The sequence below is a fragment of the Streptomyces aurantiacus genome (assembly GCF_001418335.1).
Classification (GTDB): Bacteria; Actinomycetota; Actinomycetes; order Streptomycetales; family Streptomycetaceae; genus Streptomyces; species Streptomyces aurantiacus.
Map to the genome: position 1 here is coordinate 1 of NZ_LIPP01000005.1, position 20,218 is coordinate 20,218.

Annotated in this window: 13 protein-coding genes and 1 pseudogene; all 14 read left to right on the top strand. The window is 72.0% G+C overall.

What is annotated here, in order from left to right; translation table 11 throughout:
- Nucleotides 1-88 precede the first annotated feature (88 nt).
- A complete protein-coding gene (locus AOK01_RS00705; RefSeq protein WP_055507226.1) occupies nucleotides 89-1,567 on the top strand; it encodes a sugar transferase in 1,479 nt (492 codons plus the stop codon).
- Between the two features lie 79 nt (nucleotides 1,568-1,646).
- Nucleotides 1,647-2,963, top strand: a complete 1,317-nt coding sequence (locus AOK01_RS00710; protein ID WP_055507228.1) for a nucleotide sugar dehydrogenase — start codon at nucleotides 1,647-1,649, stop codon at nucleotides 2,961-2,963.
- A pseudogene (locus tag AOK01_RS00715) lies at nucleotides 2,953-4,220 on the top strand (glycosyltransferase family 4 protein). Before AOK01_RS00710 ends, AOK01_RS00715 begins: the two are co-directional and overlap by 11 nt.
- Nucleotides 4,217-5,608, top strand: coding sequence for a Wzz/FepE/Etk N-terminal domain-containing protein (locus AOK01_RS00720; RefSeq protein ID WP_055507232.1), 1,392 nt, complete (start codon nucleotides 4,217-4,219; stop codon nucleotides 5,606-5,608). Before AOK01_RS00715 ends, AOK01_RS00720 begins: the two are co-directional and overlap by 4 nt.
- Nucleotides 5,605-7,164: a Wzz/FepE/Etk N-terminal domain-containing protein gene (locus AOK01_RS00725; RefSeq protein ID WP_055507234.1), complete on the top strand. Its 1,560-nt coding sequence runs from the start codon at nucleotides 5,605-5,607 to the stop codon at nucleotides 7,162-7,164. The genes AOK01_RS00720 and AOK01_RS00725 overlap by 4 nt, the downstream gene beginning before the upstream one ends.
- Before the next feature lie 3 nt (nucleotides 7,165-7,167).
- A complete protein-coding gene (asnB, locus tag AOK01_RS00730; protein WP_055507237.1) occupies nucleotides 7,168-9,093 on the top strand; it encodes an asparagine synthase (glutamine-hydrolyzing) in 1,926 nt (641 codons plus the stop codon).
- Nucleotides 9,094-9,118: 25 nt separating this feature from the next.
- Entirely contained in the window at nucleotides 9,119-11,404 is a 2,286-nt protein-coding gene (locus AOK01_RS00735) for a bi-domain-containing oxidoreductase (protein ID WP_055507239.1), read from the top strand.
- Nucleotides 11,401-13,404, top strand: coding sequence for a heparinase II/III family protein (locus AOK01_RS00740; protein WP_055507241.1), 2,004 nt, complete (start codon nucleotides 11,401-11,403; stop codon nucleotides 13,402-13,404). Before AOK01_RS00735 ends, AOK01_RS00740 begins: the two co-directional genes overlap by 4 nt.
- Before the next feature lie 43 nt (nucleotides 13,405-13,447).
- A complete protein-coding gene (locus AOK01_RS00745; RefSeq protein ID WP_055507243.1) occupies nucleotides 13,448-14,989 on the top strand; it encodes a right-handed parallel beta-helix repeat-containing protein in 1,542 nt (513 codons plus the stop codon).
- A gap of 47 nt (nucleotides 14,990-15,036) precedes the next feature.
- A complete protein-coding gene (locus tag AOK01_RS00750) occupies nucleotides 15,037-16,257 on the top strand; it encodes a hypothetical protein (RefSeq protein WP_055507245.1) in 1,221 nt (406 codons plus the stop codon).
- A gap of 2 nt (nucleotides 16,258-16,259) precedes the next feature.
- Entirely contained in the window at nucleotides 16,260-17,534 is a 1,275-nt protein-coding gene (locus AOK01_RS00755; RefSeq protein ID WP_055507247.1) for a glycosyltransferase, read from the top strand.
- Nucleotides 17,531-18,766 (top strand): class I SAM-dependent methyltransferase, encoded by a 1,236-nt coding sequence (locus AOK01_RS00760; RefSeq protein WP_055507249.1) that lies wholly within the window; start codon nucleotides 17,531-17,533, stop codon nucleotides 18,764-18,766. The genes AOK01_RS00755 and AOK01_RS00760 overlap by 4 nt, the downstream gene beginning before the upstream one ends.
- The gene (locus AOK01_RS00765) at nucleotides 18,763-19,572 is read left to right on the top strand and encodes a sugar phosphate nucleotidyltransferase (RefSeq protein ID WP_055507251.1); all 810 of its coding nucleotides are present in this window, start codon (nucleotides 18,763-18,765) and stop codon (nucleotides 19,570-19,572) included. Before AOK01_RS00760 ends, AOK01_RS00765 begins: the two co-directional genes overlap by 4 nt.
- The gene (locus tag AOK01_RS00770) at nucleotides 19,569-20,216 is read left to right on the top strand and encodes a PIG-L deacetylase family protein (RefSeq protein WP_055507253.1); all 648 of its coding nucleotides are present in this window, start codon (nucleotides 19,569-19,571) and stop codon (nucleotides 20,214-20,216) included. The genes AOK01_RS00765 and AOK01_RS00770 overlap by 4 nt, the downstream gene beginning before the upstream one ends.
- Nucleotides 20,217-20,218: the final 2 nt, after the last annotated feature.

Sequence of the window (20,218 nt, forward strand, 5' to 3'; positions counted from 1 at the left end):
GGGAGGAACAGTGCGGGAGGTGGGGGCCTCCCGGGGCGGGGCAGTGTGAGGCGAGTACGTCGAACCACTGGGGACCTTGGGGGGTTCTGTGCGGCAAGGGGGATTGGCCAGCCCTTTTCCGACGACGCGCGAGCGTCCGGCGAACGGGGCGATCAGCCGACCGACGAGCGATTGGGAGCAGCGGTACCGCCGTACCGTGATCATGAGCGACACGGTGGCCACCGCCATCGTGGTGGCGTCCATAGGCAACTTCTTCGGGGCCCGGGACGCGGCCAACTGGCATGAGAAGTGGGGCATTCTCGCCTTCGGCACCGAGCTGCTGGTGCTGGGGGCGCTCGCGGTGAGCCGCTCGTGGGCTCCTGCCGTGCTCGGCCAGGGCGCCGAGGAATTCCGCCGGCTCGGCCGCGCGGTGTTCACGGCGACCGTCGTACTGGCACTCGGGGGGATAGCCCTCACCTCGCGCAACATCAAACTCTGGATATTCGTCGCGATCCCCGCGATCGCGCTCGTCACCATGACCGGGCGGTATGTGCTGCGCCTGCGGCTGCACAAGCAGCGCAAGGAGGGGCGGTGCCTCAGACCGGTGCTCGCGGCCGGGAGCCCGGCCACGGTGCGCGACCTGATCGCCCGGACCCGGAAGTTCCCGCATCTCGGCTGGCGGGTGGAGGCGGTGTGCACGACAGACGGTCTGGGGCTCGACGGTGACCACCTGGACGGAGTGCCGGTCGTCGGCCGGCTGACGGACGTCGCGGGCCACGTCCAGCGCGACGGCTACCGGGTCGTCGCGGTCACCACGGACCCGCACTGGTCACCGCACCGGCTGCAGCGACTGGCCTGGAACCTGGAAGGCAGCGACGCCGAGATGGTCGTGGCCCCCGTGCTCATGGAGGTGGCAGGCCCGCGGCTGCACGTCGACGCGGTGCTCGGGATACCGCTGCTGCGGGTCAGCATGCCGACCTTCAGCGGGGGCCGCCGGGCGGTCAAGGAGGTCGTCGACCGGTTGGGCGCGGCGGTCCTGCTGCTGCTGTTCACGCCGCTGATGGTGTCCGTCGCGCTGCTCGTGCTGATGAGCAGCCGGGGTGGGGCGTTCTACCGCCAGCGCAGGGTCGGCAAGGACGGCCGCGAGTTCACCATTCTCAAGTTCCGCACCATGGTCACCGGGGCCGACGTGGCCCGTGCCGCGCTGGCCGACCGCAACGAGGGCGCGGGGCTGCTGTTCAAGCTCCGCCGGGATCCGCGGGTGACCCGGGTGGGAGCGGTGCTGCGCCGGTACTCGCTCGACGAGTTGCCGCAACTCTTCAACGTGCTCACCGGCTCGATGTCGCTCGTCGGGCCGCGCCCTCCGCTGCCGGAGGAGTCCGCCGCGTACGGCCCGGACATCCGGCGGCGGCTGCTGGTCAAGCCCGGCCTCACCGGCCTGTGGCAGATCAGCGGACGCAGCGACCTGTCGTGGGAGGAGGCGATCCGGCTGGACCTGCGGTACGTGGAGGACTGGTCGCTCGCCCTGGACACAGTGATCTTGTGGAAGACGCTGCGCGCGGTGCTGTACGGGCAGGGGGCCTACTGATGCGCGGGGTTCGTCGAAGTCGTACGGCCGGTCCGCGGACCGCGGGCCGCAAGGACTCGCCTGGGGGGAAGAACGCGTCATGAGAGTCAGCGTTTTCGGGCTCGGTTACGTGGGCTGTGTGTCGGCCGCGTGCCTGGCCGGCATGGGGCACGAGGTCATCGGGGTGGACGTCAACCAGGTGAAGGTCGACCTGGTCAACGACGGCCTGGCGCCGGTGGTCGAGGAGCGGATCGGCGAGCTCATCGCCGAGGTCGTGGGGAGCGGAGCGCTGCGCGCCACCGGCGACGTCCGCGAGGCCATCATGGGCAGCGAGGTGTCGCTGATCTGCGTGGGCACCCCGTCGGAGCCCAACGGCAGCCTGTGCACCACGTACTTGGAGCGGGTCACCGAGCAGATCGGCGCGGCGCTGGCGGAGCGGGGCGGGCGGCACACCGTCGTGTTCCGCAGCACCATGCTCCCGGGCACCTGCCTGAACCTGCTGGTGCCGATCCTGGAGAAGTACGTCGGCGGCCTGGCCGGAGTGGACATCGGGGTCGCGGTCAACCCGGAGTTCCTGCGCGAGGGCACCAGCGTGCGGGACTTCTTCGACCCGCCCAAGACCGTCATAGGCGAGCTCGACCCGGCCAGCGGCGACGTGGTGATGGAGCTGTACGGCGACCTGCCCGGCGAGGTGTTCCGGGTGCCGGTCCCGACGGCCGAGGCGATCAAGTACGCGGACAACGCGTTCCACGGCCTCAAGATCGGCTTCGCGAACGAGCTGGGCGCGGTGTGCCAGGCGCTCGGGGTCGACTCGCACCAGGTCATGGACGTGTTCCTGGCCGACCGCAAGCTGAACATCAGCTCCGCCTATCTGCGGCCCGGCTTCGCCTTCGGTGGCTCCTGCCTGCCCAAGGACCTGCGCAGCCTGCTCCACGCGGCGCGGCGGGCCGACGTCTCGGTGCCCATCCTCGCCCACGTGCTGCCCTCCAACTCCGACCATCTGCAGCGGGCCGTGGACCTGGTGGAACGCACCGGCAAGCGCCGGGTCGGGATGTTCGGGCTGTCCTTCAAACCCGGCACCGACGACCTCCGCGAGAGCCCGCTCGTCGAGCTGGCGGAGAGACTCTTCGGCAAGGGCTACGAACTGCGGATCTACGACCCGAACGTGAACCTCTCCCGGCTGCTCGGCGCGAACCGCGAGTACATCGAGACCCGGCTGCCGCACCTCGCGCAGCTGCTCGCCGACTCCGTCGACGAGGTGCTCGACCACGCCGAGGTGTGCCTGGTCGGAACCAAGGACCCCGCCGTGCTTTCGGCGCTGCCCCATGGCGCCAGCCCGGTGATCGTCGACCTCGTCCATCTCCCCGACGCCGACGCGCGCCGGGCCGAACCGGGATACATGGGCCTTGCCTGGTGACATAGGCAGCGGCGACCGGCATGGCCGGCGCGCGCTGATTCTGGTGGAGAACCTGTCGGTGCCGTTCGACCGGCGGGTGTGGCAGGAGTGCACGACGCTGCGCGACGCGGGCTGGGAGGTGCACGTCATCTGCCCCCGGGGGGAGAAGCGGGACACGGAGCCGGAGGCCGTGATCGACGGGGTGCGGATCCACCGCTACCCGTTGCGCGCGGCCACCGGAGGCCCGGCCGGCTATCTGCGGGAGTACGGCTCTGCGCTGTGGCACACCTTCCGGCTGGCCCGCAAGGTCGGCCCGGTCGACGTGGTCCACGCCTGCAACCCGCCCGACCTGCTGTTCCTGCCGGCGCTGTGGGCGAAGCGGCGCGGCGCGCGGTTCGTCTTCGACCAGCACGACCTGGTGCCCGAGCTGTACCTCTCCCGGTTCGGCCGCGGCGAGGACCTGCTCTACCGCGCCGTGTGCGCGCTGGAACGACGGACCTACCGGGCCGCGGACGTCGTACTCGCCACGAACGAGAGCTACCGGGACGTCGCGCTGCGCCGTGGCGGCCGGCGGCCGAAGGACGTCTTCGTGGTGCGCAGCGCACCCGACGTCACCCGGTTCCACCCTGTGCCGCCGGAGCCGGAGTTGAAGCGCGGCAAGCCTCATCTGCTGTGCTATCTCGGCGTCATGGGCCCGCAGGACGGCGTCGACTACGCCTTGCGGGCCCTCGCGAAGCTGCGCGACGAGCTGGGAAGGACCGACTGGCACGCGGTGTTCGTCGGCGCGGGCGACGCCTTCGACGCGATGGTGGAACTGTCCCGGCAGCTCGGGCTCTCCGACCAGGTGCAGTTCACCGGGCGCATTCCGGACGCCGACCTGGTGCGCTATCTGTCCACCGCGGACGTGTGCCTCTCCCCCGACCCGTGCAATCCGCTCAACGACGTGTCGACCATGAACAAGGTCCTGGAGTACATGGTCATGGGCCGGCCGATCGTCTCGTTCGACCTCCGGGAGGCGCGCGTCTCCGCCGGTGACGCCGCCGTCTACGCGTCCGCCGACGACGAGGGCGAATTCGCCGCGCTCGTCGCGCGGTTGCTGGACGATCCGGAGCAGCGGGCCCGGATGGGCAAGCTCGGCCAGGAGCGGATCAGCGGGCCGCTCGCCTGGCGGAACTCTCAAGCGGCACTGCTCGCGGCCTACGCCGCCGCCTGCGGTGACCGCGCTCCGGCGTCGGCGGACGACCCGGACCAGCAGCAGGAAGAAGGCCGCACCGTTGAGCGATGAATCCATACGCCTGGTCACCATCGGGCGGATCGTCCGTCGGCGCCGACGGCTTCTCACCATCCTCGTGGTGGTGGGTGCGCTCGTCGGCTACGGCACCTCCTTGCTGTTTCCGCCGCGCTACACGACGTCGGCGTCGGTGTTGCTGCCGGGGGCGTGGGAGGAGCGCGAGCTGCTGACCCAGACTCAGATCGCGACCAGTTCGGTGGTGGTCGACCGCGCGGCCGCCAAGCTCGACTGGGCCGGGGTCGGCGGCAGCGAGCTGCGGGACCAGGTGAGTGCCAAGGCCGCCGAAGGGAACATCGTCAAGATCTCGGGCACGGCCGACACACCGGAGCGCGCACAGCGGCTCTCCGACCAGGTGGCCCAGCAGTTCGTCACGTTCGCCGGGCGGATCGCGGGCGACAGCCTCGACACCGAAGAGGCGGAGCAGCCCGAGGCGCTGCGGCAGATGGTGGTGCGGACCAGCCGCCGCATCACCGAGCTGGCCGACGCGGCCGATCCCGGGCGGACCGTGGAGAGCGTACAGACGCGCACCGAGCTCGCGAAGCTGCGTACCGCGTTGCAGGAGGCCGTCAACAAGCTGGACGAGAGCGACCCGGCCGCCAACAAGGCCGGCATGGTCGTCATGGGCCCGGCGGCCCGCCCGTCCGGCGAGGCACCGCCGACGCGCACGCAGCTCGTCGCCGGCGGGGCACTGCTGTTCTTCCTCCTCGCGGTCATCGGCCATCTCACCGCCGCACGGACGAACCGCCGGCTGCGCACCGAGCCGGAGATCGCCGCGGCGCTGGGCTCGACGCTGCTGGGAACCGTCGACGTACCCGGTGCACGGGACCGGCCGAAGGACCAGGGTTCATGGGCCCGGGTCCGCCGGCTGCTGGGCGCCGACGTCCGGTGGGACACACCGACCCCGCGGACGTCCGGCGACGAGGCCGGCAGACAGCTCCGCTACCGGCGGGTGTACGCCCGCCTCCGCGACCGACTACCCGCCGCGCGACGGCTGTTGGTGCTCGTCCCGGACGGCGACGAGACCGCCCGCCGGGCCGCCGGGCAGCTCGTCGCCGAGGCCGAAAGCGACCCCTCCTTGAACTCCTCGCACAGGGGGTATCCCCTGCTGCGGGTCGTGGGGATCTCGGTGTCCCGGCCGATGGTGCCGGACCGCGGTACCGAGTCCGGCGCCCTGGTCGTGCTCAGCGCGGGCAGCTGGACCGCCGGGGAGCTCGCCGGTATCGCCGAGGCCTGTGCGGACGCCAAGCACGAGGTCGTCGGCATCGTCCTGGCCGACCCGGTCCTGGACCGCCCGACGCGCTCGGCCGACCGTCCCCGGGACGCCGCCACGCCGGCCCTCGCGGTGGGCGACAACGTGACGGGAGGTGCGCGGTGACGACGAGTACGACTTCTCAGGCGTCGGCCTCCGCTCCGCTGTTCGACCTGCAGTCCCTGGTGGTGGCGGTGCGCAGACGCCGCCGCTTCTGGTGCGCCGCGGCGCTCCTTGGGCTGATCGTCGGCGCGGCGATGTCGGTCCTGGTGCTGCCACCGCCGACCGCGACGACCAAGGTGCTGGTCGCGCATCAGGAGGACCAGCCGAACGACCCCGGAACGCTGATCCGTACCGATGTCGGGCTGCTGCAGACCACGCGGATCGCCGACAAGGCCCTGCGGTCCCTCAAGTCCCGGGAAAAGCCCGAGGACTTCATGCGGGACTACGGGGGCACCGGCCTGACCAACAACCTGCTGCAGATCGAGGTCACAGGGGACAGCGACGCGCAGGCGGTGGCCCGCGCCAAGGCGCTGGCCGACGCGTTCGTCGCGGACCATGTGCGGCGCATCAAGGCAGCCACGGACGCCGAGGCCAAGACCCTGCTCGACCAGCGTGACGTGATGCGGGACGAACTCGCCCAGGTCAACAAGGCGATCGGGGACGGATCGACGGAGAGCGGGCCGAAGGCGTCGGCGGACATGGAGTCCCTCTTCGCCCGCCGGGCCGAACTCACCTCGCGCATCACCGATTTCAGCCAACGCGCCGCGGAAGCACGCGTCGGCACACCCCAGCTCATCGCCGGCACCCAGATCGTGGACGCACCGCGCGCGGTGCGTCACTCCCTGCCCAGGGCCGCCGCCACCAACTCCGCGATCGGGCTGGTCCTCGGGCTGGTCCTCGGGCTCGCGGTGGCCGCACTCGGCACGGTGGTGGCGGACCGCCCCGTGCTGCGCCGGGACATCTCGGCGAACCTGGGCGCCTCGGTCGTCGCCGAGCTGCGCCGCGCGTCCCTGCGGCCGGCCCGGCTGTGGCGGAGCCGGCGGACCCGGGCGGCACGGACCCGGCTCACCACGACCCTGTCCCGTACCGTACGCAACTCCGTGGAACCGGTGTCGCTCCTCGAACTGGGCTGTGCGCGCGCCACGAGCGTGATCGCGCTGGACCTCGCCAGGGAACTGGCGGCGGACGGACCGGTGGTGATCGTCGACGGGCTGCCAGGACCGCAGCTCGCCGGCCGCCGCCCGAAGCCGGGAGACCCGAGCGTGGTCAGCGGCGAGCGGGCCGCGGACGTGTCGCCGCAGGAGCGCCGGCTCGGCGTCGGCTCGGTGGCGCCCGGCTCGGCCTGGGCCGACCTCCAGTACCTCGGCACCCGGACCGTGCTCGTGGTGCGCGCCGGGCACGGCAGCGCCGCGTGGCTGCACACCGTGGCGCGGCAACTCGCGGACCAGCGCATCGAGGTGCTCGGCGTGGTGCTGATCGACCCCGATCCGCGGGACCGGACCGACGGCACGCTGTGGGACGGGCTGCACACCGCGCTGCGCGGCCGGCCCGAGCGGCCCGCCAGGCCGAACACGACGGGCCGACGCCAGCAGGAACGCCAGCCGGAGCGGGAGCGGCAGACGGAGCGGCAGCCGATGTGGGCGGCACAAGGCCCGGACAGCGACCAGGAGGCGCGGTAAGACATGTGTGGCATCGCAGGCACGTACCGGTGGCCGGACGGAAAGGCCGTGACCGACCGGCTCACCGATACCCTCGCCCACCGCGGCCCGGACGGCGCGGGCCGGTACGGCCACGCCGCCGGTGACGGCGAAGTGCAGCTCGGGCACCGCCGGCTGGCCATCATCGACCTGTCCGAGACCGGCGCCCAGCCGATGGTCTCGGGCGGCCTCGCCCTCACGTACAACGGCGAGCTCTACAACGCGCCCGAGCTGCGTGCCGAACTGGCGGCGGCCGGGGTGCGCTTCCGCGGTACCTCCGACACCGAGGTGGTGCTGGAGGCATGGCGGCGCTGGGGTACGGACTGCCTGCCCCGGCTGCGGGGCATGTTCGCGTTCGGGATCTTCGACGAGCGCACCGGTGACCTGGTGCTCGCCCGCGACCAGCTCGGCATCAAGCCGCTGTTCCTGCTCCGGCGCGGTACGGGCCTGATGTTCGCCTCGGAGCTGAAGGCGCTCGCCGCCGTGACCGGCGGATCGCTGGAGGTGGACCCCGCGGCGCTCGTGGCCTCGCTGCTGTACTACTGGGTGCCGGACTCCCGGTGCGCGTTCCGCGAGGCGGAGAAGCTGCCGCCGGGGAGCTGGCTGCGGTGCCGGGCCGACGGCCGGGTGGAGCGCGGCCGGTACTGGAACCTGAAGGACGTCGCCGCCGAGGGCCAGGAGCAGGCCCGCAGCGGTGAACTGCCGGACCTGGCCGCCATCGTCGAGGAGTCGACCCGGCAGCACCTGCTCTCCGACGTACCCGTGGCGACCTTCCTCTCCGGCGGGCTCGACTCCAGCTATCTGACCGCGCTGGCCGCCCGCGACCGGCCCGGGATCTCCGCCTACACGATCGGGTTCCGCCCGGAGGACGCCAAGTTCGAGGCGATGCCGGACGACCTGCGCTATGCCCGGCAGGTCGCCGAGGAGTTCGGCGTCGACCTGCACGAGATCGAGATCGCTCCGGACGTGCTCGACCTGCTGCCGCGGATGACGCACCACCTGGACGAGCCGATCGGCGACCCGGCGGCGATCAACACGTACCTGATCTGCCAGGCCGCCCGGGAGGCCGGGGTCAAGGTGATGCTCTCGGGGATGGGCGCCGACGAGCTGTTCGCCGGCTACCGCAAGCACCTGGCCAACCAGCTCGCGCTGCGCTACCAGCGCGTCCCGCGGCCCCTGCGGCGCGGCGTGTCCGGCGTCGTGGACCGGCTGCCGGTCGCCACGGCCCGCCGGGGGTACCGGTCGGTGCGGTTCGCGAAGCGGTTCCTGTCCTTCGCCGAGCTGCCGGAGGAGACCGCGTTCCGGCGCAGCTACACCATGTACGACCAGGACGAGCTGCTCGCCCTGATCGATCCGGACCTGGCCGGCACGGTCGACGACGTGCTGACCGAGCACGCGGACGTCTACGAGGACAACGAGCTCGACGACTTCGTCAACCGCATGTGCCTGGGCGACGCCCGGATGTTCCTGCCGGGCCTGAACCTCGCCTACACGGACCGCGCCAGCATGGCCGCGTCGACCGAGGTGCGGGTGCCGTACGTGGACGTCGAGGTGGTGAAGGCGGCGTTCGCCGTGCCCGGCGACCGCAAGATCGTCGGACGGCAGGGCAAGGCGGTCCTCAAGAAGGCGGCCGAGTCGGTACTGCCCCGGGAGATCGTGTACCGGCCCAAGGGTCTGTTCAGCGCCCCGCTGCGGGCCTGGATGAGCCGGGACCTGGCACCGCTGGTGCGCGAGGTGGTGAACGACGGGGTGCTCGTCAACTCCGGGTTCCTGCGCCGCGACGCGCTGGCGCGGATGGTCGCCGAGGACGCCGCCGGGCAGCGGGACTTCTCCAAGCATCTGTGGCACGTGCTGACCCTTGAGTACTGGTATCGCGGCGCGACCTCTGGGTCCGGCCGGACCCACCCCTGACAGCGTTGGAACATGAGGAGTTCGGGTGAAACAGGTTGTGCAGAACTACAAGAGCGGCGAGCTGGCGCTGCTCGACGTGCCGGTGCCGCGTTCCAAGCCGGGCGGTGTGCTGGTCCGCAGCGCCTACTCGCTGATCTCCACCGGCACCGAGCTGATGAAGGTGTCCGAGGCCGGGATGTCGATGCTCGGCAAGGCACGCTCCCGCCCTGACCAGGTGGCCAAGGTCATGCAGAGCGTGGCCACCAACGGGGTGCCCGCCACCTACCGCAAGGTGATGGGCAAGCTCGACTCGTACACGCCGCTGGGCTACTCGCTGTGCGGGGTGGTCGAGCAGGTCGGCGACGGGATCGACGACGTCAAGGTCGGCGACCTGGTGGCCTGCGCCGGCAATGAGCACGCGTTGCACGCCGAGCTGAACTGGGTGCCCAAGAACCTCTACGCCCGGGTGCCGGACGGCCTCGCGCCGCGGCACGCGGCCTTCGGCACCGTCGGGTCGATCGCGATGCAGGGCGTCCGGCGCGGCGAGCCGCAGCTCGGCGAGGTGGCGCTGGTCATCGGCCTCGGGCTGATCGGGCAGCTCGTCGTGCAGCTCCTCACCGCCTCGGGGGTCCGCGTCGTCGGGGTCGACCCCGACCCGGCGCGCTGCGAACTCGCCGAGCGCCTGGGCGCCGCGACCTGCGGCGATCCCGCGTCGGCGGCCGTGGAGAACGCCGTCGCCGAACTCACCGAAGGACACGGCGTGGACCAGGTGTACCTGGCCGCCGGCGGCGACAGCAACCAGCCCGTCGAGCTGGCCGCCCGGCTGAGCCGAGACCGCGGCCGGGTCGTCGACATCGGCAAGTGCCGCCTGGACCTGCCGTGGAACGCGTACTACGAGAAGGAGCTCGACGTCCGCTTCTCCCGCAGTTACGGCCCCGGGCGCTACGACCCGGCGTACGAGCTGGAAGGGCGGGACTACCCGATCGGCTACGTGCGCTGGACCGAGCGCCGCAACCTGGCGTGCTTCCTCGACCTCCTCGCCCGCGGGCGCGTCGACGTGGAGCCCCTGGTCTCCCACACGGCCGACTTCGGGGACGCCGTGGAGACGTACCAGCGCCTGAAGGACGGCGCCTTGAAGGCCGTGGCGGTGCTGTTCAAGTACCCCGAGCAGAAAGAAGAAACGGGGGAAACGGAGACAGCGCAGGCCCCGGCGGAAGCGGAAGCCCCGGCGGCCGTGCCCGCCGTGCGACCCGGCGGCACAGGGTCCACCTCTGCCCGGCCCACCCCGGCCCGATCCACCCCGGCCCGGTCCGCCAAGGCGTCGGCGTCGGTGCGGCTGGCGTTCGCCGGCGCGGGCAACTACGCGACGTCGATGCTGCTGCCGCACCTGGCGCAGCGCGACGGCGTCGAGTTGTCCACGGTCGTCACCACGACGGCGCTGTCCGCGGCCAACGCGCAGCGGAAGTTCGGCTTCGCGAAGGCGACCACCGATCTCGACGCCGTGCTCGACGACCCGTCCATCGACGCGGTGTTCGTGGTCACCCGCCACAGCTCGCACGCCGAACTGACCCGAAGGGCGCTGCTCGCCGGCAAGGCGGTGTTCGTGGAGAAGCCCCTGGCCCTCACCGAGGACGAGCTGGCCGGTGTGCTCGCCACGGTGGAGGAGTCCGGCAACGACCGGCTGCAGGTCGGCTTCAACCGCCGGTTCGCGCCACTGCTGCGGGAAGCCGGCAAGCGGTTCGGCGCCCGGTCCGGTCCCGCGAGCGTCCGCTACCTGGTCAACGCGGGCCGCCTGGACCACGGCAGCTGGTATCTCCAACAGGACTCCCAGGGCTCGCGGTTCGCCGGCGAGGGCGGGCACTTCATCGACACGGCGAGCTGGCTGCTCGACGCCGACCCGGTCTCGGTGTACGCGCTCACCACGCCCGGCAACGAGGACCTCCAGGTCGTGCTGGGTTACCCGGGCGGGTCGACCGCCTCCATCAGCTACGTCACCACCGGCCCGGCCGGCTTCCCCAAGGAGACCCTGGACCTGGTCGCGGACGGCCGGGCGCTGCGGCTCGACGACTTCGTCCGTGCCTCGGTGTACGCGGACGGCGGGGCCGGCGGCCGCAAGCGGTGGATCAGCTCCCGGCTGCCCAAGGCCCGGGACAAGGGCCAGCGGGCCCAGCTGGACGCGTTCCTCGACGCCGTACGGACCGGCGGGCCGATGCCCGTACCGCTGGAGTCGCTGGCCGCCACCACGGCGGCCACCCTCGCCGTGCGGACCAGCCTGGTCGGCGGCGTACCGGTGACGTTGGCGGCGACAAGGGCAGGGGCGGAGGCGCGATGACGGTGCGCTCGGGGAGTCCTGGCTGGTACCTGCGGCGGCTGTCCCGGATGGGCCCGCGGGAGGTCGGCGGCCGGGCCGGCGACGCGCTGCGCAGGCGGCGGTGGCGGTCGGCGCTCCCCGAAGGGCCGCGCGTGACCGGCGCCCGGTTCACCGCGGTGCTGCCCGCCGGGACCCTCGACGCGGTGCCGCCGGACGCCGCGAAACGGCTCGTCGCCGAGGCGGACCGGCTGCTGGCCGGGCACGCCGAGTACTTCGGCGTGGACCGCGACGACCTGGCCGACCCGGACTGGTCGTACGACCCGAAGACCGGGCGCCGGGCCCCGGCGGGTTACGCCTTCGACGTGCCGTACCGCGACGAGGACGCGGTCGGGGACATCAAGCAGATCTGGGAGCTGTCCCGGCACCAGTACCTCACCGTGCTCGCCGCCGCCTACGCGGTCACCGGGGACGAGCGGTACGCCGAACGCGTGGCCGAGCACCTGCGGTCGTGGTGGACGGCCAACCCGCCGCTGCGCTCGGTGCACTGGACCAGCGGCATCGAGCTGGGCATCCGGCTGCTGTCCTGGGTGTGGATCCGCCGGCTGCTCGACGGCTGGCCGGGCGCGGCCGGTCTCTTCGAGGACAACCCGGTGGCGCACCAGCAGATCTGGCACCACCAGCGCTGGCTGGCCGCCTTCCCCAGCCGGGGCTCCTCGGCGAACAACCACGTCATCGCCGAGACCGCCGGACAGTTGGCCGCGGGCTGCGCGTTCGACTGGTTCCCCTCCTCGGCGCGTTGGCGCGCCGACGCGCTGCGGTCGCTCGACCGGCAGCTGCGCGGCAACACCTTCGGCTCCGGCCTCAACCGCGAACTGGCCACCGAGTACCACGGCCTGGTGCTGGAGCTCGGCCTGGCCGCGCTGGCCGAGGCGGACGCCGCCGGCGTACCGGTGCCGGCGACGGTCCGGCTGGTGCTGCTGCGGATGACGGACGCGCTGGCGGCCGTCGTGGACAACAGGCTGCGGCCACCGCGCCAGGGAGACGCGGACGACGGGCACGGTCTGATCGTGGACGGCGCGGGCACCGACCGGTGGGGCTCGCTCCTCGCCACCGGGGACGCCGTGTTCGGCCGGCTCCCCTGGTGGCCGACGGTGACCGGCACCGACGTACGCACCCCGCTGCTCGCCGCGCTCGTCCGGCCGTACCCGCCCGACAGAGCCGTACCGGCCGTGTCCCGCCCGGCGAGCAGGCCGGACCACTTCGCCGACGCGGGCATGACCATCCTGCGGGGCCCTGCGGGGATCTGGTGCCGCTGCGACGGCGGGCCGCACGGGTTCCTGTCCATCGCCGCGCACGCCCACGCGGACGCGCTGTCCGTGGAGGTCCGGCACGACGGGGTCGACGTGCTCGCCGACCCGGGGACGTTCTGCTACCACGGACAGCCCGAGTGGCGGCGGTACTTCCGGTCGACCCTCGGCCACAACACCCTGCAACTGGACGGCGAGGACCAGTCCGTCTCCGGCGGCCCGTTCCTGTGGACCCGGCATGCCCGCAGCCGCGTCCTGACCGCGGACCCGTCCGGCGCCGCCGCCGGCGGGACGGCCAACTGGTGCGCCGAGCACGACGGCTACCAGGGCTCCGTGCACCGCCGCCGGGTGGAACTGACGGCTGCGACGGCTACGACAACTACGACAGCTACGACGCAGGAGTTGCGGGTGGTCGACGAGGTGCGCGGCCCGCGCCGGGCGGTGCGCCTGGCGTTCCATCTCGGCCCGGCGATCACCGCGGACCTGGTGGCGAACCGGGCCGCGCTCACCTGGACCCGGGACGGCGAGGACCGCTCCGCGGTGCTCGACCTGCCCGGGCAGCTGCGCTGGCAGGCGCACCGCGGCGAGAGCGACCCGCCGCTGGGCTGGTACTCCGCCGGTTTCGGCCGCAAGGAACCCGCCACCACGCTGGTCGGCACCGGTTTCACCGACGCCGCTGAAGGGTTCACCACCGTGCTCGGGTTCCACGGCTAGAGACGCCAGAGAAGCCAGAGAAGCCAGGAAAGGAGGGGGACGCATGGGATTCAAGTGGCGGCGCGGGGCGTTGCCCGTGGTACCGCTGGCGCTGGTCCTGCTGGCGGCGACCGCCTGCGACAGCGCGCCGGACGCGCGGCCGAAGCCGGACGCCGCACCGTCCACGTCCGCCGCCGCGCCGGCCACGTCCGTGGCCCGGGTGTGCGCCAAGCCGGCGGCCGGGCCCGCGAAGGCGCCGGCGGGCGCGGTCACGGTCGACCCCGGGAAGGTCGGTGACCTGGCCGCGAAGACCAAGAGCAGCCCTCCGAAGACCACGTTCTGGCTCCGGCCGGGCAAGCACCGGCTCGACCCCGACCGGTACTCCCAGGTCATCCCCAAGAAGGGGAACCGCTACCTCGGCGCGCCGGGCGCGGTGCTCGACGGCCGCAAGACCAACCAGTACGCGTTCGGCGGCGCCGCCGACGACGTCACCATCCGCTATCTCACGGTGCAGGGTTTCGTCGCGCCGCACGACGAGGGCGTGGTCAACCACGACTCGGCCGACGGGTGGGTGATCGAGCACGCGACGATCCAGCGCAACTCCGGCGCCGGGCTGATGGCCGGTGCCCGCCAGCAGGTCCGCGCCAGCTGCCTGCGCGACAACGGCCAGTACGGCATGAACGCGTACAAGGCCGGCGACGCCATCCGCGACCTGGTGATCAAGGGCAACGAGATCGTGGGCAACAACACCGACGACTGGGAGCGGCGGCGGGACGGCTGCGGCTGCACCGGTGGCATCAAGTTCTGGGCCGTCGACGGCGCCGACATACGCGGCAACTGGGTGCACGACAACCGCGGAACCGGGTTGTGGGCCGACACCAACAACAACGACTTCCGCATCGAGGGCAACGTGCTCGAAGCCAACGACGGTGCCGCGCTGATCTACGAGACCAGCTACAACGCGGTCATCCGGAAGAACACGATCCGGAAGAACAACTGGGTCGAGGGCCGCAAGTACGCCGACCGCGGCGACACCTTCCCGTTCGCGACCCTCTACGTGTCCGAGTCCGGCGGCGAACCACGGGTACCGGCCCGCACGGACAAGATCGAGATCTACCAGAACGTGCTGGAGAACAACTGGTCCGGGATCACCCTGTGGGAGAACGCCGACCGGTTCTGCAACAGCCCGGCCAACACCTCGTCCGGTGACTGCACGTTGCTGGTGAAGGACACCGACAGCTGCGCACAGCCGGGGATCGCCACCGCGCCGCTCTACGCGGACTGCCGGTGGAAGACCCAGCGGGTGGACATCCACGACAACCGTTTCGTCCTGGACACGTCCGTCGTCGACTGCACGGTGAAGTGCGACCGGATGGCGGTGCTTGCCAACTACGGCACGTATCCGGACTGGTCGCCGTACCAGGGCGAGCGGGTGGGTGACGCGATCACCGGCAAGCAGCACAACCGCTGGCACGACAACGTCTACGTCGGACCGTGGAAGTTCGTCGCCCACGACCCGAGCCGGGTTCTCGACTCCGGGCAGTGGCAGGGCACGCCGTACCGGCAGGACGCGGACAGCACCTTCCGCGCACAGGACGGTGACTGAGAGTGCCTGACATAGGCGCGGACCGCCGCGCATCGAGGATCGTCGGGATGGTCTGGGGGCTACTGGTCCTCAACACGCTCGGCTCCACCGGGGCGGAGACCATCATCCCGCTGCCCCGCTCCCTCATCCAGATGGTCACCATGGGCGCGCTGGTCGCCGCGTTCGCACTGGCGCTCGCGGTCAATCTCCGGCTGCGGATCCGGGCCAGTGCCTTCGTGTTCCTGCTCACCCTGCTGCTGGTGCCGAGCGTGATCTCCAGCCTGCAACTGGAGTCCGGGTTCGGCGCGCTGTTCCGCTGCGCCCGGCTGGCTCTCTTCGTCGGCACACTGTGGCTGCTCAGCCGCTGGTGGGACGGCGGCACGACGTTCGTCCGGCACCACATCCGCATGTACTTCCTGGTCCTCGCGTCGGTGGCCGCGGGCGCCGTCGTCTCACCGGGCGCCGCCATGCCCGACGTCTACGGCGGGCGCCTGGTCGGCGCGTTGTGGCCGCTCACCCCGCCGCAGATCGGACAGTACGCCGCGGTGGTCATCGGGCTCACCGTGCTGCTCCTGATCGGCGGCCGGACCGACCGGCGCAGCGCGGCGGTGGTCGTCGTGCCGTCGTTCGTCCTGCTCCTGCTGACCCATACCCGCACGGCCACGCTCGGCCTGTTCGTCGGTCTCGCGCTGGCGATCGGCTCGCTCGTCCTGACCAGCGCCGCCGCCCGCCGGTTCTTCGTCTGGGCGGTGGCGTGCGCCGCCGTGGCCGCGCTGGGCTTCGCCTCCGCGCTGCAGACGTGGTTCCTGCGCGGCCAGAGCCAGGAGAACATCACCAGCCTCACCGGCCGGGCCAAGGTCTGGGACGCCCTGCTGGCGGCACCCCGGACGACCTCGGAGCGCCTGTTCGGCACGGGCCTGGGCGACAAGTCGTTCGGCGGGCTGCCGATCGACAACAGCTGGCTGGCCGTCTACCACGAGCAGGGTCTGACCGGCATCGTCCTGGTGGCGGCGATCGTCGTCGTGCTGGGCGGCGTCGCGCTGCTGCGGCCACCGTCGCTGTCGAGGGCCTGCGCGCTCTTCCTGATCAGCTACTGCGCGATCGCGTCGTACACCGAGGCCGGTCTCGGCGACGCCTCGCCGTATCTGCTGCATCTGGCCGTGGCCGCCTCACTGCTCGCGACACCCGTCGCGGCCCCTCCCCTCGCACCCCTCACTCCGCCCTCGACGCCCGAGGTCCGTCGACACCACCACGTCCCTCGATGGGCCCGAAGAGCGGAGATGACCTGAGCATGCACGTCCTCGTGGTGCACAACCGCTACGCCTCGGCACAGCCGAGCGGCGAGAACAAGGTCGTCGACCAGGAAGTGGCGCTGTTGCGCGAGGCCGGCCACCGGGTCGAGGTGTTCGAACGGCGCAGCGACGACATCGCCGCCCGGTCCCTCCTCGCCAAGGCCGCGATACCGCTGCTCGTGCCGTGGAACCCGGGGGTCCGCACGGAGCTCGCCGACCGGCTCCGCGCCGAGCGGCCGGACGTGGTGCACGTCCACAACGTCTTCCCGCTCCTGTCGCCCGCGGTCCTTGCCGCCTGCGCCGACGCCGGCGTGCCCGCCGTCGCCACACTGCACAACTACACCCAGGTCTGCCCGCCCGGCACACTGCAACGGGACGGCCGGCCGTGCACCGAGTGCGTCGGGTCCGCGCCGCTGCCCGCCGTGCGGCACGGCTGCTACCGGAACTCCCGTCTCGCGACGGTGCCGCTCGCGGTCAGCCTGTCGGTCAACCGGCGGCGGTGGTGGTCCGGCGTGGAGCGGTTCCTGTGCATCTCCGCGGCGCAGCGCGACGTCCTGGTGCGGGCCGGTATGCCGGCCGAACGCCTCGCGGTGAAGCACAACTTCGTGCCGGAGCCCGGCGTCGTCCGAGCGGGCGACGGCGAGCATCTGCTCTACCTCGGCCGGCTCGCGGAGGCCAAGGGCGTACGGCTGCTGATGGCCGCGTGGGACGAGCTCGCCGCCGCCGGCGGTGTGGGCGTGCCGCTGGTGATCGCCGGCACCGGGCCGCTGGAGCGGGAGGTGACCGCCTGGGCGGCGGGCCGGGACGACGTGCGGTACGTCGGCCTGTACGACACGGCTCAGTGCCGGGAGGCCATCGCGCGGTCGGTCGCCGTGGTGGCTCCCTCGACCTGGCTGGAGGCGTTCGGCCTGGTGGTGGTGGAGGCGATGGCGGCGGGGGTGCCGACGGTCGCGGCAGGGCACGGCGCCTTCGTCGAACTCGTCGAGGACGGGGTGACCGGGCTGCTGCACCGGCCGGGCGAGTCCGGCTCGCTCGCGTCCTGTCTGCGCCGGATCACGGCCGAGCCGACCGTGGGCCGGGAGATGGGCCGGGCGGCCAGGCGCCGTTACGAGCAGGACTTCAGCCCGGCCGTCGGTCTTGAGCGGCTGGTGGAGGAGTACCGCACCGCGATAGCGGGTCGGTCGGGCGGCGGGGACGGCCCGTCGCCGACAGGGGACAAAAGCACCGGCTCGCGGCGGGGGCACCCACGCGAGCGGGATGGGGGAAGCAGATGACACGATGCCGACTCTGCGGCTCGGCGGCGCTGACCAGCGTCGTCGATCTGGGGGCGACTCCGCCGTGCGAGAGCTTTCTCGCCGCGGACCAACTGGACAAGCCGGAGCAGACGTACCCGCTGCACCTGCGGGTCTGCACCGACTGCTGGCTCACGCAGATCCCTCCGCTGATCACGCCGGAGGAGACGTTCAAGGAGTACGCGTACTTCTCCTCGTACTCCACGTCCTGGGTGGAGCACGCGCGCACGTTCGTCGCCGACGCCGTGGAGCGGGTGGGTCTGGGCCCCGACGCCTTCGTGGTCGAGGTCGCTAGCAACGACGGGTATCTGCTCAGGCACGTGGTGGACCGCGGAATCCGCTGCCTCGGCGTCGAGCCGTCGGTGAACGTCGGCGCCGCGGCGCGGGACGCGGGTGTGCCCACGCTCACGGAGTTCCTCGACCCAGCCACCGGCGCGGGCGTGCGCGCCGAGCACGGCCCGGCGGACCTGGTCGTGGCCAACAACGTGTACGCGCACATCCCCGATGTGGTCGGCTTCACCCAGGGGCTGCGCGCCCTGGTCGCCGACGACGGCTGGGTCTCCATCGAGGTGCAGCACCTGCTGACCCTGATCGAGGAGAACCAGTACGACACGATCTACCACGAGCACTTCCAGTACTACACGGTCGCGTCCGCGATCCGGGCCCTGGCGAGCGGCGGACTCACGCTGGTGGACGTCGAGTTGCTGCCCACGCACGGCGGCTCCATCCGGCTGTGGGCCCGCCCTGCCGAGGCGGCCGGCGAGCCGACCCGCCAGGTGGCCGACGTGCTGGACCGGGAGAAGGCCGCCGGGCTGCAGGAACTGTCCGGGTACGCCGAGTTCTCCGCCCGGGTGGCCAAGGTGCGCCGGGACCTGCTGCGGTTTCTCGTCGAGGCGGCCGAGCGCGGTGAGACGGTCGTCGGCTACGGCGCCCCGGGCAAGGGAAACACCCTGCTCAACCACTGCGGCATCCGGCCCGACCTGCTCGCGTACACGGTCGACCGCAACCCGTACAAGCACGGCCGGTTCACCCCGGGCACCCGCATCCCGATCCTGCCGCCCGAGCAGATCGCCGCGGACCGGCCGGACTACGTCCTGGTCCTGCCGTGGAACCTGCGGGCCGAGCTGGTCGAGCAGTTGTCCTTCGTGCACGACTGGGGCGGCCGGCTGGTCTTTCCCATCCCGGAACTGAGCATTGTCGAGGTCAAGGCATGAAGGTCGTACTGTTCTGCGGCGGCTACGGGCTGCGCATGCGCAACGGAACCTCCGACGACGTGCCCAAGCCGATGGCGATGGTCGGCCCGCGCCCGCTGATCTGGCACGTCATGCGCTACTACGCGTACTTCGGGCACACGGAGTTCATCCTGTGCCTCGGGTACGGGGCGCACCACATCAAGGACTTCTTCCTCAACTACGAGGAGACGACGTCCAACGACTTCGTGCTGCGGGGCGGGCGGACCGAGCTGCTGTCCACCGACATAGCCGACTGGACGATCACGTTCGCGCAGACCGGCATCGAGTCACCGATCGGGGAACGGCTGCGCCGGGTGCGGCACCACCTGGACGGCGACGAGATGTTCCTCGCCAACTACGCCGACGTGCTCACCGACGCGCCGCTGCCGGAGATGATCGACCGGTTCGCCCTGCGCGACGCCGGCGCGTCGATGATGGTGGTGCCGCCGCAGTCGTCGTTCCACTGCGTGGAGCTGGGCGAGGACGGCCTGGTGGGCGGCATCACCGCGGTGAGCGAACTGCCGCTGTGGGAGAACGGCGGCTACTTCGTACTCCGCCAGGAGGTCTTCGACCACATACCGGAGAACGGGGACCTGGTCGCCGACGGCTGCTCCCAACTGGCCAAGCAGGGCCGCCTGATGGCGCACCGGCACCGCGGTTTCTGGAAGCCGACCGACACCGTGAAGGAGCGGGCCGCGCTCGACGAGGCCTACGCCCGGGGCGACCGCCCGTGGGCCGTATGGGAACAGGGCGGCGCGAGTGCGAACGCCGGAGTGAGGACCGCGTGATCCGGCTCGGGGCAGGACGTCTGAACAGCCTGGTCGCGGTGGGCGCGCACTGCGACGACATCGCCATCGGCGCCGGCGGCACCCTGCTGGCCATGTGCCTCGCGCGGCCGGGCATCCGCGTCGACGCCCTGGTGCTCTCCGGCGGTGGCGGCGAACGGGAGCAGGAGGAGCGGGCCGCGCTCGCCGCCTTCTGCCCGGGCGCCGACCTGCGGCTGACCGTGCTCAAGCTGCCGGACGGCCGGGTGCCCGCGCACTGGGAGGAGGCCAAGGACGCCGTCGAGGAGCTGCGCGCGGCGACCGAACCCGATCTCGTCCTCGCCCCGCGCACCGACGACGCGCACCAGGACCACCGCGGCCTGGCGCAGCTGGTGTCCACCGCGTTCCGCGACCACCTCGTGCTCGGCTACGAGATCGTCAAGTGGGACGGCGATCTCGGCCGTCCGGTGGCGTACCAGCCGCTGTCGCCGGAGATGGCCGAGCGGAAGGTGCGGCTGCTGCAGGAGCACTACCCCTCGCAGCGGCACCGGCCCTGGTACGACCGGGAGGCCTTCCTCGGTCTGGCCCGGATCCGCGGCATCGAAAGCCACGCGCGCTACGCCGAGGCGTTCGCCGTCACCAAACTCACAATCGAGCTGGGGGAATGAAC

What these genes read in the sequence shown, in the direction of transcription:
- AOK01_RS00710 (WP_055507228.1), top strand. Translation starts at nt 1,647, where the DNA reads ATGAGAGTCAGCGTTTTCGGGCTCGGTTACGTGGGCTGTGTGTCGGCC.
- asnB (WP_055507237.1), top strand. Translation starts at nt 7,168, where the DNA reads ATGTGTGGCATCGCAGGCACGTACCGGTGGCCGGACGGAAAGGCCGTG.
- AOK01_RS00740 (WP_055507241.1), top strand. Translation starts at nt 11,401, where the DNA reads ATGACGGTGCGCTCGGGGAGTCCTGGCTGGTACCTGCGGCGGCTGTCC.
- AOK01_RS00745 (WP_055507243.1), top strand. Translation starts at nt 13,448, where the DNA reads ATGGGATTCAAGTGGCGGCGCGGGGCGTTGCCCGTGGTACCGCTGGCG.
- AOK01_RS00750 (WP_055507245.1), top strand. Translation starts at nt 15,037, where the DNA reads ATGGTCTGGGGGCTACTGGTCCTCAACACGCTCGGCTCCACCGGGGCG.
- AOK01_RS00755 (WP_055507247.1), top strand. Translation starts at nt 16,260, where the DNA reads ATGCACGTCCTCGTGGTGCACAACCGCTACGCCTCGGCACAGCCGAGC.
- AOK01_RS00760 (WP_055507249.1), top strand. Translation starts at nt 17,531, where the DNA reads ATGACACGATGCCGACTCTGCGGCTCGGCGGCGCTGACCAGCGTCGTC.
- AOK01_RS00765 (WP_055507251.1), top strand. Translation starts at nt 18,763, where the DNA reads ATGAAGGTCGTACTGTTCTGCGGCGGCTACGGGCTGCGCATGCGCAAC.